This is a genomic window from Tropicimonas sediminicola (assembly GCF_900188335.1).
GTDB classification, from domain to species: domain Bacteria; phylum Pseudomonadota; class Alphaproteobacteria; order Rhodobacterales; family Rhodobacteraceae; genus Tropicimonas; species Tropicimonas sediminicola.
The window spans coordinates 215,012-231,054 of the sequence record NZ_FZOY01000004.1 but is presented as its reverse complement, the minus strand read 5'-3'; the positions used below and the strand labels follow the sequence as shown (position 1 = coordinate 231,054).

Annotated in this window: 20 protein-coding genes; 10 read left to right on the top strand and 10 right to left on the bottom strand. The window is 66.9% G+C overall.

Translation table 11 applies throughout. The features are described 5' to 3' along the window. Positions 1-5: 5 nt before the first annotated feature. From CHB86_RS12105 to cobD, 3 genes are all read right to left on the bottom strand, one after another. A complete protein-coding gene (locus CHB86_RS12105; RefSeq protein WP_089233316.1) occupies positions 6-1,217 on the bottom strand; it encodes an aminopeptidase P family protein in 1,212 nt (403 codons plus the stop codon). Positions 1,218-1,365: 148 nt separating this feature from the next. After that, positions 1,366-2,283, bottom strand: coding sequence for an adenosylcobinamide-phosphate synthase CbiB (cbiB, locus tag CHB86_RS12100; RefSeq protein ID WP_089233315.1), 918 nt, complete (start codon positions 2,281-2,283; stop codon positions 1,366-1,368). Continuing rightward, positions 2,280-3,257, bottom strand: a complete 978-nt coding sequence (cobD, locus tag CHB86_RS12095; protein ID WP_089233314.1) for a threonine-phosphate decarboxylase CobD — start codon at positions 3,255-3,257, stop codon at positions 2,280-2,282. Before cobD ends, cbiB begins: the two co-directional genes overlap by 4 nt. A gap of 189 nt (positions 3,258-3,446) precedes the next feature. On the opposite strand from cobD, the gene CHB86_RS12090 reads away from it, so the two are divergent. Further along, complete coding sequence (locus CHB86_RS12090; RefSeq protein ID WP_089233313.1) at positions 3,447-3,812, top strand: response regulator transcription factor; 366 nt, start codon at positions 3,447-3,449, stop codon at positions 3,810-3,812. 143 nt (positions 3,813-3,955) lie between these two features. Continuing rightward, the gene (locus tag CHB86_RS12085; RefSeq protein ID WP_089233312.1) at positions 3,956-4,309 is read left to right on the top strand and encodes a hypothetical protein; all 354 of its coding nucleotides are present in this window, start codon (positions 3,956-3,958) and stop codon (positions 4,307-4,309) included. A 54-nt stretch (positions 4,310-4,363) separates the two neighbouring features. Here the strand turns inward: CHB86_RS12085 and CHB86_RS12080 are convergent, their stop codons facing one another. Further along, the gene (locus CHB86_RS12080; protein ID WP_245837922.1) at positions 4,364-4,906 is read right to left on the bottom strand and encodes a L,D-transpeptidase family protein; all 543 of its coding nucleotides are present in this window, start codon (positions 4,904-4,906) and stop codon (positions 4,364-4,366) included. After that, a complete protein-coding gene (locus tag CHB86_RS12075) occupies positions 4,906-6,075 on the bottom strand; it encodes a MalY/PatB family protein (protein WP_089233311.1) in 1,170 nt (389 codons plus the stop codon). The genes CHB86_RS12080 and CHB86_RS12075 overlap by 1 nt, the downstream gene beginning before the upstream one ends. Positions 6,076-6,188: 113 nt before the next feature. On the opposite strand from CHB86_RS12075, the gene def (CHB86_RS12070) reads away from it, so the two are divergent. The 4 genes from def (CHB86_RS12070) to fmt are packed head-to-tail and all read left to right on the top strand — an operon-like array spanning position 6,189 to position 8,607. Further along, the gene (gene def, locus CHB86_RS12070; protein WP_089233310.1) at positions 6,189-6,710 is read left to right on the top strand and encodes a peptide deformylase; all 522 of its coding nucleotides are present in this window, start codon (positions 6,189-6,191) and stop codon (positions 6,708-6,710) included. Between the two features lie 4 nt (positions 6,711-6,714). Further along, on the top strand, positions 6,715-7,209 hold the full coding sequence (def, locus tag CHB86_RS12065; RefSeq protein WP_089233309.1) for a peptide deformylase: 495 nt from the start codon (positions 6,715-6,717) through the stop codon (positions 7,207-7,209). Continuing rightward, positions 7,206-7,703 carry a peptide deformylase gene (def, locus tag CHB86_RS12060; RefSeq protein ID WP_089233308.1) on the top strand — a complete coding sequence of 166 codons (498 nt, stop codon included), beginning with the start codon at positions 7,206-7,208 and terminating at the stop codon, positions 7,701-7,703. The genes def (CHB86_RS12065) and def (CHB86_RS12060) overlap by 4 nt, the downstream gene beginning before the upstream one ends. A gap of 4 nt (positions 7,704-7,707) precedes the next feature. Beyond that, positions 7,708-8,607, top strand: coding sequence for a methionyl-tRNA formyltransferase (gene fmt / locus CHB86_RS12055; RefSeq protein ID WP_089233307.1), 900 nt, complete (start codon positions 7,708-7,710; stop codon positions 8,605-8,607). Between the two features lie 106 nt (positions 8,608-8,713). On the opposite strand, the gene rnhA is transcribed toward fmt, so the two are convergent. The 5 genes from rnhA to CHB86_RS12030 form a co-directional block, all read right to left on the bottom strand. Beyond that, on the bottom strand, positions 8,714-9,166 hold the full coding sequence (rnhA, locus tag CHB86_RS12050) for a ribonuclease HI (protein ID WP_089233306.1): 453 nt from the start codon (positions 9,164-9,166) through the stop codon (positions 8,714-8,716). A gap of 69 nt (positions 9,167-9,235) precedes the next feature. Next, a complete protein-coding gene (locus CHB86_RS12045) occupies positions 9,236-9,688 on the bottom strand; it encodes a DUF3429 domain-containing protein (RefSeq protein ID WP_089233305.1) in 453 nt (150 codons plus the stop codon). Further along, on the bottom strand, positions 9,685-10,299 hold the full coding sequence (locus tag CHB86_RS12040) for a LysE family translocator (protein WP_089233304.1): 615 nt from the start codon (positions 10,297-10,299) through the stop codon (positions 9,685-9,687). The genes CHB86_RS12045 and CHB86_RS12040 overlap by 4 nt, the downstream gene beginning before the upstream one ends. Continuing rightward, entirely contained in the window at positions 10,296-11,249 is a 954-nt protein-coding gene (gene ispH, locus CHB86_RS12035) for a 4-hydroxy-3-methylbut-2-enyl diphosphate reductase (protein WP_089233303.1), read from the bottom strand. The genes CHB86_RS12040 and ispH overlap by 4 nt, the downstream gene beginning before the upstream one ends. Positions 11,250-11,398: 149 nt before the next feature. Next, positions 11,399-11,977 (bottom strand): LabA-like NYN domain-containing protein, encoded by a 579-nt coding sequence (locus CHB86_RS12030; protein ID WP_089233302.1) that lies wholly within the window; start codon positions 11,975-11,977, stop codon positions 11,399-11,401. 132 nt (positions 11,978-12,109) lie between these two features. On the opposite strand from CHB86_RS12030, the gene folK reads away from it, so the two are divergent. From folK to CHB86_RS12010, 4 genes are read left to right on the top strand one after another with little or no spacing between them, the layout of a single operon-like run. Beyond that, positions 12,110-12,694 carry a 2-amino-4-hydroxy-6-hydroxymethyldihydropteridine diphosphokinase gene (gene folK, locus CHB86_RS12025; RefSeq protein ID WP_342747464.1) on the top strand — a complete coding sequence of 195 codons (585 nt, stop codon included), beginning with the start codon at positions 12,110-12,112 and terminating at the stop codon, positions 12,692-12,694. A gap of 38 nt (positions 12,695-12,732) precedes the next feature. Next, positions 12,733-13,089, top strand: a complete 357-nt coding sequence (gene rpoZ, locus CHB86_RS12020; RefSeq protein WP_089233300.1) for a DNA-directed RNA polymerase subunit omega — start codon at positions 12,733-12,735, stop codon at positions 13,087-13,089. Between the two features lie 35 nt (positions 13,090-13,124). Next, complete coding sequence (locus CHB86_RS12015) at positions 13,125-15,242, top strand: RelA/SpoT family protein (protein ID WP_089233299.1); 2,118 nt, start codon at positions 13,125-13,127, stop codon at positions 15,240-15,242. A 34-nt stretch (positions 15,243-15,276) separates the two neighbouring features. Further along, the gene (locus CHB86_RS12010; protein WP_089233298.1) at positions 15,277-15,990 is read left to right on the top strand and encodes a DUF2062 domain-containing protein; all 714 of its coding nucleotides are present in this window, start codon (positions 15,277-15,279) and stop codon (positions 15,988-15,990) included. Positions 15,991-16,043 lie beyond the last annotated feature (53 nt).

The window sequence follows — 16,043 nt, the reverse complement described above, 5'->3', positions numbered from 1 at the left end:
CGGCCCTAGCGGACAACGTTGAAATCGGGGCCGAAGGGATAGCCGGTGATGTCCTCGTTGCCGTCCTCGGTGATGACGAGGATGTCGTGCTCCCGGTAACCGCCGGCGCCGGGCGTGCCTTGTGGCAAGGTCAGCATCGGCTCCATCGAGATCACCATCCCGGGCTCCAGCACCGTGTCGATGTCCTCGCGGAGTTCCAGCCCGGCTTCGCGCCCGTAGTAATGCGACAGCACGCCGAAGGAATGGCCGTAGCCGAAGGTCCGGTACTGCAGCAGGTCGCGCTCGGCGAAGAAATCGTTGATCGCGTGGGTCACCTCGGCGCAGGAGGCGCCGGGCTTCAGCAGCGAGATGCCGAGTTCGTGGGCGGCGACATTGGCCTCCCAGATCGCCCGCGAGGCGTCGTCCACATCGCCCACGAAAAGCGTTCGCTCCAGCGCGGTATAGTAGCCCGAGATCATCGGGAAGGTGTTGAGCGACAGGATGTCCCCGTGCTCCAGCGTCCGCGCGGTGACCGGGTTGTGGGCGCCGTCGGTGTTGAGACCGGACTGGAACCAGACCCAGGTGTCGCGATACTCCGCATCCGGGAAGCGGCGGGCGATCTCCAGTTCCATCGCGTCGCGGCCGGCGATGGCGACGTCGATCTCGCGGGTGCCGGGCCGGATCGACTCGCGGATGGCGTAGCCGCCCACGTCCGCCACCGTCGCTCCGGCACGGATCAGTTCGATCTCGGCCGGGCTCTTGACCATCCGCTGGGCCATGCAGGCGGCGGCGATGTCCTGTGTGCTGGCCGGCTCGAGATGGGCGGCGAGCTTGGCGGATTGCTGGAGCGTCAGGTGATCCTCCTCGATCCCCAGCCGTGCGCCGCTGCCCGTGACCTGGCGGACCGCCCGCCAGAAATTGTCCCGCGTCCAGTCCGTATAGGTGATGTTGTCGCCTACCGAGCGCCGCCAGGGCTGGCCCGCGTCGATGCCGGCGGAGATCGTCACGCAATCCTTCGCGGTCACGACAAGGCCATAGGGGCGGCCGAAGGAGCAGTAGAGGAAGCCGGAGTAGTAGGCGATGTTGTGCATCGAGGTGAAGACGCAGGCATCGAGCCCGGCATCGATCATCGTCTGCCGAATCCCGGCGAGCCGGGCCTCGTACTCGGCCACGGCAAAGGGCAGGGCGGCCTTCTCGCCATTGTGGAACCGGTAGGATTGCGGGCGTTCAGTCGTCATGGTTCGACCTCCGATCGAGGGTCGCACCTGTGCCGGACCCCTCGCAAGAAAGGTCCCGGCGTTCAGGACGAGATGGCCAAGCGATGGGGCGACGCCATCGCCCCGGCCGCCGGCACTCTGGCAGCTTGGCCGGGCGCTGTCGAGTGGCTCAGAGGATCGACAGCACGGCGATGCAAAGGCAGAGGCCGAGCCATGTCCGCCAGAGCGCACGGACCGAGGCGTCGATCTCGGCCGCGCCGATTTCGCGTCGCCCGTCCGGGTTGATGAACGGGAAATCCCGCATCTGTCCGCCGTAGCTGCGTGGCCCGGAAAGCGCGACGCCGAGGCAGCGTGCCATCGCGGCCTCGGGCCATCCGGCATTGGGCGAGCGGTGCTGACGCGCCTCGCGGATCGCCGCGCCCCAGCCCTCGAAGTGGCCGTGCCCCAGCAGGATCAGCAGCGCGGTGAGGCGGGCGGGCACGAGGTTCAGCAGGTCGTCGAACCGCGCCGAGGCCCAGCCGAAGGCTTCGTGCCGCTCGGTGCGGTGGCCGATCATGCTGTCGGCGGTGTTGACGGCCTTGTAGACGAGGATCCCCGGAAGGCCGCCGAGCAGGAACCAGAAGGCCGGGGCGACAATGCCATCCGAGAGGTTTTCGGCCGCGCTCTCGATGGCCGATCGGGCGACGGCGGATTCGTCCATCCCGGCCGTGTCGCGCCCGACGATCATGGCGACGGCGGCGCGGCCTTCGGGCAGGCCCTTTCGCAGCCCTTCTGCCACGGCGGCGACGTGCTCCACGAGGCTGCGCTGTGCGATCAGGATCGCCGCGACGAGGATGTCCAGCAGACCGAAGGGAGAGATCCAGGCGAGCGCCGCTCCGAGGGCCCAGGCCCCGACGACAAGGACCAGCAGCGCGAGGACGCCGCGAAACCGCCGGTGCCGGCCGCGGTTGAGCGCCGTGTCGAGCCAGCCGACCGCGCGCCCCATGAGCACCGCAGGATGCGGCAAGCGCGACCAGAGCCAGCCTGGCTCTCCCATCGCGGCGTCGAGCATCAGGGCAAGGAGCAGGGCGGTCTCGGTGCCGATCATCGCAGCGCCGCGTACAGGCGCTGCCAGCCGTCGTCGGAGCCGGGCAGGCCGAGCCGGAGCCAGCGGTCCGAATAGGGGAAGCGGCGGGTCCAGATATGGGCCTCGGCGAGCCGATCCTGCAGCGCCCGCGCGTCGGCGGTGTCGTAGAGGCGAAACAGGTCGGTGCCGCCAACCACCGGCGCGCCTGCACGGGCGAGGATCCGGTCGAGGCGGGCGGCATCCTCGGACAGGCGCTGGCGTGTCCGGGCGGCCCATGTCGTGTCGGTCAGTGCGGCGGCGCCGATGGCCAGCGCGGGGCCGGAGACCGCCCAGGGGCCGATCATGTCGCGCAGCGCGTCGATCCGCTCCGGCGCACCGATGGCGAAGCCGAGCCGGAGCCCCGCCAGTCCCCAGAACTTGCCGAAACTCTTGAGCACCAGCGTCTCCGGCCGCGATTGGGCGACAGGGAGCAGGCTTTGCTCCGGGCAAACGTCGCAGAAGCTCTCGTCCAGCACCAGCAGACCTGCGCTCGGCAACTCGCGCTCCTGCCAGCCGCGGCCGTCCGGGTTGTTGGGATGCACCAGCACGGCGGCCTCGCTGACCGGCTCGGGAGAGGCGCTGACCTCCCAGCCGGCGGCCCTGAAGGCTGCGGCATGTTCGTTGTAGGTCGGCTGCGGGATGTGGACCCGCTTTCCGCTGGCGAGCGCGGGCATCCGGGCGATGGTGGCCGACGCGCCGGCGGTTGGGAGGATGTCCAGCCCATCCGGCACGCTCCAGAAGGCGCGCGCGGCGGCCAGCAGCGCCTCGGTCGCGGCGGCATCGGGGAGCGCGGTCCAGGCGTCCGCGGGCAGCGCCGGAAGCGGGTAGGGGCAGGGGTTGATGCCGGTCGACAGATCCAGCCAACCCGCCCGCGTGCCGCCCCAGCGGGCCACTGCCGCATCGATCCCGCCGCCGTGGTCGCGCGGCCCGTCATCGCTCCTGAGTAGGTCGGTCATCGGAGAATCGGTCGCCCTGCTTCCACCCGCGCTTTGGTAACCAGGTTGCGCCCTTGGGGTACAGTCGGAAATCCCGCTGGAGTCGGAATGCGTTAACAAAGGTGTCCGCTCGGTTAACCTTTGGTTAGGGAATTTGGCGCAGTTAATGTTCGGAGGAAAGTGCCGATTTATTGGTGGCACGGAGGCGCAATGCGTATTTTGATAGTTGAAAGCAATAGAGACCTTGGCTGGTTGTGGAAGCGGCATCTGGAGCGACAGGGACATTCCGTCCGCCTCGTTCGAGGACAGGAAGATGCCATCGATGTTCTCCGGCTCGATGCCGTCGACGTGATCGTTCTCGATCTTGTTCTGGAGGAAGGGAGCGCCCTCGCGGTCGCCGATTTCGCCTCCTACAGGCATCCGGACACGAAGGTCGTGTTCGTTACCAACACGACCTTCTTTTCGGATGGGTCGATCTTCAAGCTGGCGCCGAATGCCTGTGCATTTCTGCAGTCACAGACGCCGCCCGAGGATCTCACGATGATGGTCGAGCACTACGGCACCTCGGCGCACTGAGCCCGGACCACGGCCCGTCCCGGCTGACTTCACGTCAGTCATGTGATTGAAATGCATCGATTTCCTGTCGCCTGTCGGCCTCGGAGGTTGACAGGCGGGCACCGGTCCGCGCCAATAGGGCGTCCGGTTCGGGAGTCATGGGTATGTCTGAGTTTCTTCCCAAGGAGGTGCGTGAGGAGCTGGAATCCGCGCGCAAGGAGACCAAGCGTCGGCGTTCGCGGATGGTGGTCCGCGTGGGGGACGAGGACTTCACGATCCTGCGCCACTGGGAGGGCGGTTTCGCGCTCGACGTGGCGGATGCGCCGGGGCTGCGCGGGCTGGTCGATCTTTACGACGGCGGGCGGCATCTCTGCCAGGCGCTGATCGTCGCCTCCGCGGAGGCCGATGGCGAACGGGTCTTCGAGGTCAAGCGGACGACCCCTGCAGCGGGCGCCGCTCCGGCTGCGGATTTCGTGCGCGACCGTCCCGAACCCGCGGGCCTTCTGCCCCGGAACTGACCGGCCGCGACATGCCCCGCAATTGCCACAGGTGTTAACGCAGGCGCTGCCGGGTCAGGGCAGGATTTCCACCTCTGTGCCCATCGGCGTGTAGCGGAACAGCTCCTCGATCTCGTCGTCGCTGATCGCGACGCAGCCGGCCGTCCAGTCGCCGCGCAGGTCCGGACGGCCCTTGCGCTGGTTCGGCTGACCGTGGATGAAGATGTCCCCGCCGGGCGAGACGCCGGCCTCGCTGGCCCGGGCGCGGTGCGACCGCTGCGGATAGTCGATGCCGAGCGAAAGGTGATAGGCGCTCTGGTCGTTGCGCCTGTCGATGCGGAACACCCCTTCCGGCGTCCGCCCGTCGCCTTCCTCGAACTTGTCGCCCTCCGGCGCGAAGCCGAGCGCAATCGGGCGATAGACCTTCTGGATCCTGCCGTCGCGATAGACGCGCATGGTGCGGCGCGTCTTGTCCACCACGATGCGGTCTATCTCGGCGGTGAGCTGGCGCGGCGGGGTCATGTCCCAGGGCTGGAAGCGATCCCAGAGGGCATGGCCGGTGGCGCCCGGCGGCCCCAGGATCATCGCCAGCAGCACGGCATGACCCAGCCCCGGCATCACTGCAGGTCCGAGAACGCGCTGGCCAGCCGCTCCATCGCCTCGGCAACCCGGCTGCGGGGCGTCCCGAAGTTGAACCGCAGGAAACTGTCGCCGCCCTTGCCGAAGGTGGGGCCGTGGTTGGTCGCGATCCGCGCGCCTTTCTCGACGCGTGCGGTGAACTCCTCGCGGGCCATGCCGGTGCCGGAGAAGTCGACCCACGCGAGGTAGGTCGATTGCATCGGCATCGAGCGCAGGCCGGGGATCGCGTTGATCGACGAATCGACGAGTTGCCGGTTCCCGTCCAGGTAGGCGACCAGATCGTCGACCCAGGCCGCGCCTTCCGGGGAATAGGCGGCCTCGGTCATGAAGAGGCCGAAGGAGTTCGGCGACTTGCCAAGCCCCGCCATTCGCCGCGCGAAGCGGTCGCGAAGGTTCGGGTCCTCGATGATGACCTGACCGGTATGGGCGCCTGCGATGTTGAAGGTCTTGGACGGCGCGGTCAGCATGATCAGCCGGTCGGCGATGCCGGGCAGGGTGCTCATCGGGATGTGGTGCGCGCCGGGATAGACGATGTCGTGGTGGATCTCGTCCGAGACGATCATCAGGTCATGGCGCCGTGCGAAATCCGCGATGCCTTCGAGCTCGGCGCGGGTCCAGACCCGGCCGCCGGGATTGTGCGGCGAGCAGAGGATCAGCATCTTTTCCGAGCCTGTCATCCGCGCGTCCCAGGCATCGAAATCCATCCGGTAGATGCCGTCCTGGACGGGCATTTCGCATTCCACCACGTTGCGCCCCGCAGCGCGGATGACCCGGGCGAAGGCGTGATAGACCGGCGTGAACAGCACGATGTCGTCGCCCGGCGCGGTGAAGGCCTCGAGGTTGATTGCGACCGCGTTGACCAGCCCGGCGGTGGTGAAGATCCAGGACGGGTCCACCTGCCAGCCATGCCGCTCCTTCATCCACCAGCAGATCGCCTCGCGATAGCTGCGGTCGTCGCCGTGGTAGCCGAAGATGCCGTGATCGACCATGCCCTGAACCGCGTCCAGCACGCAGCGCGGCGGCTGGAAATCCATGTCGGCCACCCACATGGCGATCCCGTCGTCGGCCGGGACGCCATAGAGCTTCTCCATCATGTCCCACTTCACGCAATGAGTTCCGCGGCGGTCGATGATTTCGTCGAATGACATGGTGCACCTCGTTGTTCCTGGAGCGCCAAGCTACCCGCAGGGCGGGCAGGGGCAAGGGGTATACCGCAGTCGTGATATTGCACCGGCCGCACCCTTGCCTTACATCCCCGCGCATGACCCTGCGTTCCATTCTCATTCATCCCGACCCGCGCCTGAAAAAGGTCTGCGAGCCGGTGCCTGACCTCACCGACGAGCTGCGGGAGCTGGCCGACGACATGCTTCAGACCATGTACGATGCGCCCGGAATTGGCCTGGCTGCGCCGCAGGTCGGAATTACCAAGCGCCTGATCGTGCTGGATTGCGTGAAGGAAGAGGGCGCGACCCCGAGACCGCTGGTGATGTTCAATCCCGAGGTCGTGGCGAGCTCGGACGAGCGCAGCGTCTACGAGGAGGGCTGCCTGTCGATCCCGGACCAGTACGCCGAGGTCGAGCGCCCGTCGGAGGTCACCGTGCGCTGGATGGACCGCGATGGCCGGCTGCAGGAAGAGACCTTCGCCGATCTCTGGGCAACCTGCGTGCAGCACGAGATCGACCATCTCGACGGCATCCTGTTCATTGACTACCTCAAGCCGCTCAAGCGTCAGCTGATCACCCGCAAGATGCAGAAGCTCAAGCGCGAGCGCGCGAGGGCCTGACCGCATGCCGAAGCTCAAGATCCAGATGTGGCCGGCACCGGTGCTCGCTCGGGTCTGCGAGCCGGTGGGAGAGATCGACGCCGGCATACGGACGCTGGCCAGCGACATGCTCGAGACGATGTATGCCGCCGAGGGGCGCGGCCTCGCCGCGCCGCAGGTCGGTCATGCCCTGCGCCTGTTCGTCATGGACGCGGCCTGGAAGGAGCGTGCGCCGGATCCGGTGATCTGCATCAATCCCGAGATCACCTGGACCTCGCCGGAACGAGCCGCCCATGACGAAGGCTGCCTGTCGATTCCCGGCATTGCCGCCCGCGTCGAACGCCCGGCGCAGATCCACATGACCTGGACGGACATCGACGGACGTGCGCAGGAGGCGGACCTCGAAGGTTTTGCGGCGATCTGTGCCCAGCACGAGGTCGACCATCTCGATGGCATCGTCACCCTCGACCGGCTTGACCGGCAGACCCGTCAGGCGCTGATAGAGGAATACAGCGCGTGAGCCCCCGGCCCTTTGTGCGCTGGCCCGACAAGCGCCTGCGGACGCCCGCGGCACCGGTCGGGGAGATCACCGACGAAATCCGCGCGATCTGGGACGACATGGTCGACACGATGGAGGCGATGCCCGGCCTCGGGCTCGCGGCGCCGCAGATCGGGGTCATGCTGCGTCTCGCGGTTGTCGACTGCTCGACCGAGCGCGGCCAGGCCGTGCGGCTTGCCGATCCGCAGATCCTGTCCGCCAGCGAGGCGCTGCGCGCCCATGACGAGGCGAGCCCGAACCTGCCCGGCGTGCACGCCCGGCTGGAGCGCCCCGCGAAGGTCGACGTCGCTTTCACCGACGAGACGGGGATGCGGGTGCGCCGGGCCTTCGAGGGGCTTTGGGCGACCTCGGTGCAGCACCAGATCGATCATCTCGACGGGCGGATGTATTTCGACCGGCTGAGCCGGACGAAGCGGGACATGCTGATCAAGCGGGCACGCAAGGCAAGGGAGTGAGGGGATGAAGATTGTCTTCATGGGAACGCCGGACTTCTCGGTGCCGGCGCTCGACGCGCTGGTCGCGGCCGGCCACGAGATCGCAGCCGTCTACACCCAGCCACCGCGTCCAGCGGGTCGCGGCAAGAAGCCCCGTCCCAGCCCGGTGCAGGCGAGGGCCGAGGCGTTCGGCCTCGACGTGCGCCATCCGGTCTCGCTGCGTCCGCAGGAGGAGAAGGATGCCTTTGCCGCGCTTGGCGCCGATGTCGCCGTGGTGGTCGCCTACGGGCTGATCCTGCCCCGCGCCATCCTCGACGCACCAGTGCAGGGCTGCCTCAATATCCATGCCTCGCTGCTGCCGCGCTGGCGCGGCGCCGCGCCGATCCACCGCGCGATCATGGCGGGGGATACAGAGACCGGGATCTGCATCATGCAGATGGAGGCCGGGCTCGACACCGGCCCTGTTCTCTTGCGGCAGGCCACGCCGATCGGGCCGGAGGATACCACCGCGGACCTGCACGACCGCCTTGCCGCCATGGGTGGCGGATTGATCGTCGAGGCGCTGTCCCGCCTCGAGGGGCTCGCGCCCCAGGTGCAGCCCGATGAAGGCGTCACCTATGCCGAAAAGATCGACAAGGCCGAGGCCCGCATCGACTGGTCCCGCCCGGCCGAGGAGGTCGACCGCCAGATCCGCGGTCTGTCCCCGTTCCCGGGCGCATGGTGCGAGATCGGCGAGGAGCGGCTGAAGCTTCTTCGGTCGCGGCTCGCAGTGGGCGAGGGACAGCCCGGCGAGGTCCTCGGCGGATTCCGCATCGCCTGCGGCAGCGGCGCGGTCGAGATCCTGGAAGCGCAGCGTCAGGGCAAACGCCCGATGGCCGTGGAAGAAATCCTGCGCGGCCTGACCCTGCCGGACCGGATCTCCTGATCCTGCCGTGTGAAAGAGCTGACCTGCCTCCGCTTTGATGGCCGGGCGCGCCCGCTGCTTCATCTGTCGAAAATATCCCCGCCGGAGGCATCGCCTGCAGGACGGTTCACTTCTTGAACGGGGCCATCCCTGCGCGGGCCAATTCGTCCGCGCGCTCGTTCTCCGGGTGGCCGGCGTGGCCCTTGACCCATTCCCAGGTGACCTTGTGGCGGGCCTGCGCGGTGTCGAGACGCTTCCAGAGTTCCTCGTTCTTCACCGGCTTCTTGCTCGCGGTCTTCCAGCCGTTCCGCTTCCAGCCGTGGATCCAGCCAGTCACCCCGTTCTTCACGTAGGCCGAATCGGTCACGATGGTGATCGCGGAGGGGCGGGAGAGGCTTTCCAGCGCCGAGATCGCGGCCAGAAGCTCCATGCGGTTGTTGGTGGTGGCCGCTTCGCCGCCGTTGAGTTCGCGTTCCTTGACGACGGTCTCGCCGTCCTTGGCCTGCAGCAGGACGCCCCAGCCTCCGGGGCCGGGATTTCCGGAGCAGGCTCCGTCGGTATAGGCAAATAGCTCGGGCATGCGGGGCGGATACGTCAGTGATCGGGGCAGGGCAAGGGGGCACGACCGGCAGAGCCGGTGCAGGCAGGGTCAGCCAAGCGCCACGACGGAAAGGCAGGCCACGACCACGATGGTCAGCGGCACCCGCAAGGCCATCCACCAGCGCGGGGTCAGGCTGTTCGACCAGAACAGCCAGTCGATTCCGAGCACGCCGAGAAAGCCCGCGATCAGGTAGAGCGAGGTGCTGACTGGCCCGGTGCCGCTGAAGAAGAAGGCCCAGAGCGCCGGGATCACCGATAGCGCATAGCCGAGGCTGGCCGCCTGGCCCTCGGCGCGGGCGGCAAAGCCCCAGAGCACGCCGGACATGAACGCCAGGATGATCGTGCCGTAGTAGAGCAGGATATAGGGCGCGACGAACCTGGGGCCGACGGTGGCCAAGGTCAGGTCCTGCAGCGCAGGTACGAAGCGCGTAAGCACGCCCCAGAGGAACGGCAGCAGCCCGGCGATGCCGAGCACGAGTGCCATGCGGGGAATGTCTCTCATGCCCGCTCCAGTGCGAGGCGCGCGCCAAGGGCGGCGAAGATGGCGGCGAAAGAGCGGTTGAGCCAGCGCATGGCCGTTTCGCTCGACAGGATCAGGTTTCGGGCGGACGCCGCGAAGACCCCGTAGAGGACGAAGACGGCGAAGGTCATCGCCATGAAGACCGCGCCGAGGCTCAGCATCTCGGAAGTTGCCGTGGCTGCGGTGCCGGACAGGAAGGGCGGCAGCAGGGCGAGGAAGAAGATCGAGAGCTTGGGGTTGAGGATGTTGATCAGCGCCCCGCGGCGGGCGATCTGCCAGCCGTTCACGCGCCGCGCGGCGGGCGAGATCGCGAGCGCCCCGCCGGAGCGCAGCGCCTGCCATGCCAGCCAGAGCAGGTAGGCCACGCCGGCAAACTTCACCACTTGGAACAGGAGCGCCGAGGTGTGCAGCAGCGCGGCCAGCCCGAGCACGGCGGCGAGCAGGTGCGGGACGATCCCGAAAGTGCAGCCGAGCGCGGCCCAGATCGCGGCGCGCCGGCCCTGACCCAGCCCGGTTGCCAGCGTGTAGACCACCCCGGTACCCGGGGCGAGCACCACGACGAAGGCGGTAAGCAGGAACTGGACCGAGATCATGCCGTGACCTGGCGGAGCACGCGCGGGACCTTGAACTCGACCCGCTCGACCGCGGTCTCCACCTGTTCGAGCGTCACCTCGTAGTGGTCGCTGACCGCGTCGATGACCTCCCGGACCAGCACCTCGGGGGCCGAGGCGCCGGCGGTGATGCCGAGCGCGCTGATCCCTTCGAGCGCGCGCCAGTCGATGTCGGAGGCGCGCTGCACGAGTTGGGCGTAGCCGCAGCCGGCACGGGCGCCGACCTCGACAAGGCGCCGCGAGTTGGAGGAGTTCGGCGCTCCGATCACGAGGATCGCATCGACCTTGGGCGCCATCGCCTTCACCGCCTCCTGGCGGTTGGTGGTGGCGTAGCAGATGTCTTCCTTGTGCGGTCCGATGATCGCGGGGAAACGAGCCTGCAGCGCGGCGACGACCTCGGCGGTGTCGTCGATCGAGAGGGTTGTCTGGGTGACATAGGCGAGACGCTGCGGGTCGCGCACCTCCAGCGTGGCCACGTCCGCCGCGGTCTCCACCAGCAGCACGTCGCCATCCGGCAGCTGGCCCATGGTCCCGATCGTCTCGGGGTGGCCGGCATGGCCGATCATGACGATCTGCAAGCCTTCCTCGGCGTGGCGCTCGGCCTCGATATGGACCTTGCTGACCAGCGGGCAGGTGGCGTCGACATAGATCATGTTGCGCCGCTCGGCCTCGGCCGGCACCGCCTTGGGCACCCCGTGGGCCGAGAAGATCACCGGGCGATCCTCCGGGCAGTCCTCGAGTTCCTCGACGAAGACGGCCCCCTTGTCGCGCAGCCCGTCGACCACGTAGCGGTTGTGCACGATCTCGTGGCGCACGTAGACGGGCGCACCCCATTTCTCGAGCGCCATCTCGACGATCTTGATCGCGCGGTCGACACCGGCGCAGAAACCGCGCGGCGCGGCCAGGTAGAGGGTCAGGTTCGGTTTGGTCATGCGCTACCTCCGGGCCCCACAGGTAAGGCCACAGCCCGCGCCCGTCCAGCGCTGATGCCCGGGGGCGAGGCACGGCAGGGCAACGCTACAAACGAAAACACGGCCCGCGAGTGGTGCGAGCCGTGTCGAAACTTTCCGAAAAGGTCGGATCAGTCGCGCGCGAATTCCTCGGACTGCGCGGCCTCCTGCGGACGCGGCTCGCGCGGCGGGCGGCCGATCACGTCCTTGAGATCGTCGAGCTCGATGAAATTGTCGGCCTGACGGCGCAGTTCGTCCGCGATCATCGGCGGCTGGCTGCGGATGGTGGAAACCACCGACACCCGGACGCCCGAGCGTTGCAGGCTCTCGACCAGCGGGCGGAAATCGCCGTCGCCGGAGAACAGCACGATGTGGTCGACGCGCGGCGCCAGCTCCATGGCATCGACGGTGAGCTCGATATCCATGTTGCCCTTGACCTTGCGGCGGCCCTGGCTGTCGATGTATTCCTTCGCCGGCTTCGTCACCATGGTGAAGCCGTTGTAGTGCAACCAGTCTACCAGCGGACGAATCGGCGAGTAGTCGTCGTTTTCAAGCAGCGCGGTGTAATAGAACGCCCGCAGCAGCTTGCCCCTGCGCATGAACTCCTGCCGCAGCAGTTTGTAGTCAATGTCAAAGCCAAGGGACTTTGCTGCTGCGTAGAGGTTGGAGCCGTCGATGAAGAGCGCAAGTCGCTCGTCTCTGTAGAACATCAAATATCCTTCCGATATATCTGCCCGGCCTGTGAGTGAGTGGTTGAGTGGTTCGGCCGACCAGCATGGAAAAAATAAGGAAATACGATCCTGCCGCAAGATATATCACGTTACAAAACGGACACAAAGGCGTTGATTTCGATAGGCTCGAATGTCGCAGCCCTGGGGATGTTGCCGAAAGACCTCGCATTTTCCGGCATCGAGGCCCTCGAGGGTGACGGCGTCCGGATCGTGGCGGCGAGCCGTCTCTATGCCACGCCCTGTATGCCGGCCGGAGCCGGACCGGATTACGTGAATGCCGCTGTGGTCGTTGAAACCGCGCTTGCTGCGGGGGAACTTCTGGCGCATCTCCATGCCGTGGAGCAGCGGTTCGAACGCAGCCGGACCCAACGCTGGGGCGCGCGGTCGCTGGATCTGGACCTGCTGGATTTCGGTGGCGTCGTTCTGCCCGACCGGGCTACCTGGGAGCACTGGCGGGCGCTGCCTTTCGAACGTCAGCGCGAGGAGGCGCCGGACCAGCTGATCCTGCCGCATCCGCGCATCCAGGATCGCGCCTTCGTGCTCGTGCCCCTGGCCGAAATCGCGCCCGGCTGGGTGCATCCGGTGCTGGGGCAGAGCGTCACGGAGCTCTGTGCGGGCTTGACCGAGGCGGACATGTCGGGGATTGTCCCGCTGGAATGTTCCGAATCCCTTGCGCTTTTGGCCAAGGGGCGCTAAGGAACGCGCTCCCACCCCTGGCAGGACTGGAGTTTCCCATGGCCCGCGTGACGGTCGAAGATTGCGTTGACAAGGTTCCCAACCGTTTCGAGCTGGTGATGCTCGCCGCTCATCGTGCCCGCGAGATCTCTTCGGGTGCCCAGATCACGATCGACCGTGACAACGACAAGAACCCCGTCGTGGCCCTGCGCGAGATCGCGGACGAAACCCAGCAGGCCAACGACCTGCGCGAGCGGATGATCGAGGCCAACCAGACCCAGATCGAGGTGGACGAGCCCGAAGAGGACTCGATGGCCCTGCTGATGGGCGCCGAGACCCCGGACAAGCCCGCCGACGACGGGATGGACGAGGAGAAACTTCTGCGCGCGCTGATGGAAGCGCAGGAGCCTCGCTGAGGCCCGAGGCGAACATCTGGTGAGACCGGCGCACGATGATTGATGTCGAAGACCTGGTTGCGCTCGTCACCGCCTACAATCCGCACAGCAACACCGACAAGCTCCGGGAGGCCTATGCTTTCGGGGCTGAAATGCATGAGGGCCAGACCCGCCACTCCGGCGAGCCCTATTTCACGCATCCGGTGGCCGTCGCCGCGCTGCTGACCGAGCAGCGGCTGGACGACGCGACGATCATCACCGCGCTGCTGCACGACACCGTCGAGGACACGCGCGCCAACTTCGCCGACCTCGAGCGCCGGTTCGGCAACGAGGTCGCCGAACTGGTGGATGGGGTCACCAAGCTGACCAACCTGCAGCTGACCTCGACCGAGACCAAGCAGGCCGAGAACTTCCGCAAGCTGTTCATGGCGATGTCCAAGGACCTGCGGGTGATCCTGGTCAAACTCGCCGACCGCCTGCACAACATGCGGACGATCAAGTACCAGCGCCCCGACAAGCAGGTGAAGAAGTCCCGCGAGACGATGGACATCTACGCGCCGCTTGCCGGCCGGATGGGCATGCAGTGGATGCGCGAGGAACTGGAGGATCTGTCGTTCCGGGTGTTGAACCCGGAAGGCCGCTCCTCGATCATCCGGCGCTTCATCACGCTGCAGCGCGAAACCGGCGACGTGATCCACAAGATCACCCATGACATCCGGCTGGAGCTGGACCGGGTGGGCATCGAGGCCGAGGTTTTCGGCCGGGCCAAGAAGCCCTATTCGATCTGGCGCAAGATGCAGGAAAAGGGGCAGGGATTCTCTCGCCTGTCCGACATATACGGCTTCCGCGTCATCACCGAGGACGAGCTGGACTGCTACCTCGTGCTTGGCGCCATCCACCAGCGCTGGAAAGCGGTGCCGGGCCGTTTCAAGGACTATATCAGCCAGCCCAAGTCGAACGGCTACCGCTCGATCCACACCACGGTTTCGGGGCGCGACGGCAAGCAGGTCGAGGTGCAGATCCGCACCCGCCAGATGCACGAGGTCGCCGAATCGGGCGTCGCGGCGCACTGGTCCTATCGCGACGGCGTGCGCGCGGAGAACCCCTTCGCCGTCGATCCGGCCAAGTGGATCACGACCCTGTCCGAGCGGTTCGACGATTCCTCGAACACCGACTTCCTCGAGCACATGAAGCTCGAGATGTATTCCGACCAGGTGTTCTGCTTCACGCCCAAGGGCGACGTGATCAAGCTGCCCAAGGGCGCCACGCCGCTGGACTACGCCTACGGAATCCACACCCGCATCGGCGACAGCTGCGTCGGCGCCAAGATCGACGGCGTGCGGGTGCCGCTGTGGACCCGGCTCAAGAACGGCCAGTCGGTGGAGATCATCACCGCCGAGGGACAGCGCCCGCAGGCGACCTGGCTCGACATCGTGGTCACCGGCCGGGCGAAATCCGCGATCCGGCGCTCCCTGCGCGAGGAAAACCGCGAGCGCTACATCAAGCTGGGCTCCGAACTGGCGCGCGTGGCCTTCGACCATGTCGGCAAGAAGGCCACGGACAAGGCGCTGCGGACGGCGGCCCGGCAGATGGGCCTTGAGGACGGAGAGGAACTCCTCGCCCGTCTCGGCAGCGCCGAGCTTTCGGCCCGCGACGTGGTCAGCACGCTCTACCCGGAACTCGCCGCCCGCGAGGGCGAGGAGGTGGAGCAGGAGCGGGCGGTTCTCGGCCTCGCACCGGACCAGACCCCGACCCGTGGCAAGTGCTGCCAGCCGGTTCCGGGCGAGCGGATCGTCGGCATCACCTATCGCGGCCAGGGCGTGGTGGTCCACGCCATCGACTGCCCGACCCTCGTCGATCTCGAGGACCAGCCCGACCGTTGGGTCGATCTGCACTGGCACTCCGGCCTGCACGCGGCCATCTATACGGTGACGATGCAGATGACGATCAGCAATGACGCGGGGGTGATGGGTCGAATCTGCACATTGATCGGCGAGCAGAAGGCAAATATCTCCGACCTGCACATCGTTGACAGGAAACCGGACTTCTATCGCCTCGAAATCGACGTGGATCTGCGCGACGTGGAACATCTGCACATGGTGATGACCGCGCTGGAGGCCGACAATGATGTTGCCGAGGTGTCGCGGGTGCGGAACGTCGACGGTCTGGACTGAGTGCCAGAAAATTTGATGTGGGAGTTCTTGAGGCGTGGTCTTCAAGAGGCGTGAGAAACGGAGCTGGCTGCAGGTCGTGGCCGAAAGTCTCTGGCCGCGGGGCGGCTGGGGGCGCGCTGCGATCTACGTCAAGCACCGCATCCGCCGCCTGCCCGACAAGCCGCACCGCATCGCCCGCGGCATCTTCTCCGGCGTCTTCGTGTCCTTCACGCCGTTCTACGGACTGCATTTCATCACCGCTTTCATGGTCGCCAAGGCGATCGGCGGCAATATCCTCGCCGCGATGCTGGCCACCTTCTTCGGCAATCCGCTGACATTCCCGTTCATCGCGGCGATCTCGCTCAAGATCGGCTACTGGCTGCTGGGGCTCGAACCGGCGCCGGGCGTCCGCCAGGAACTGCAGGAGCGGATCGAGGCCGGCGAGTTCCACCAGCACATGAACCAGAACCTGATGAGCAAGTTCTCTGGGGCCTTCGCCGATCTCTGGGGGAACTTCCGCGCGATCTTCACCGACGACGTGGCGAACTGGGACCGGCTCAGCCTGTTTTACCACGAGGTCTTCCTGCCGTTCCTGGTGGGTGGCATCATTCCCGGGCTGATCGCCGGGCTGATCGCCTATCACGTCACCCTGCCGATCATCACGGCCTACCAGAACCGCCGCCAGAAGCGGATCAAGAAGCGGCTCGTCGAGCTGCGTGCCGCGCAGGCGGCCGCATCCGTCGGCAAGGTCGGCACGCCCGGCCACTGAGTCCAGTATTTGTCCGGAGGTATCGTGTGGGATCGGGGCGGCGCCCCGTTCCA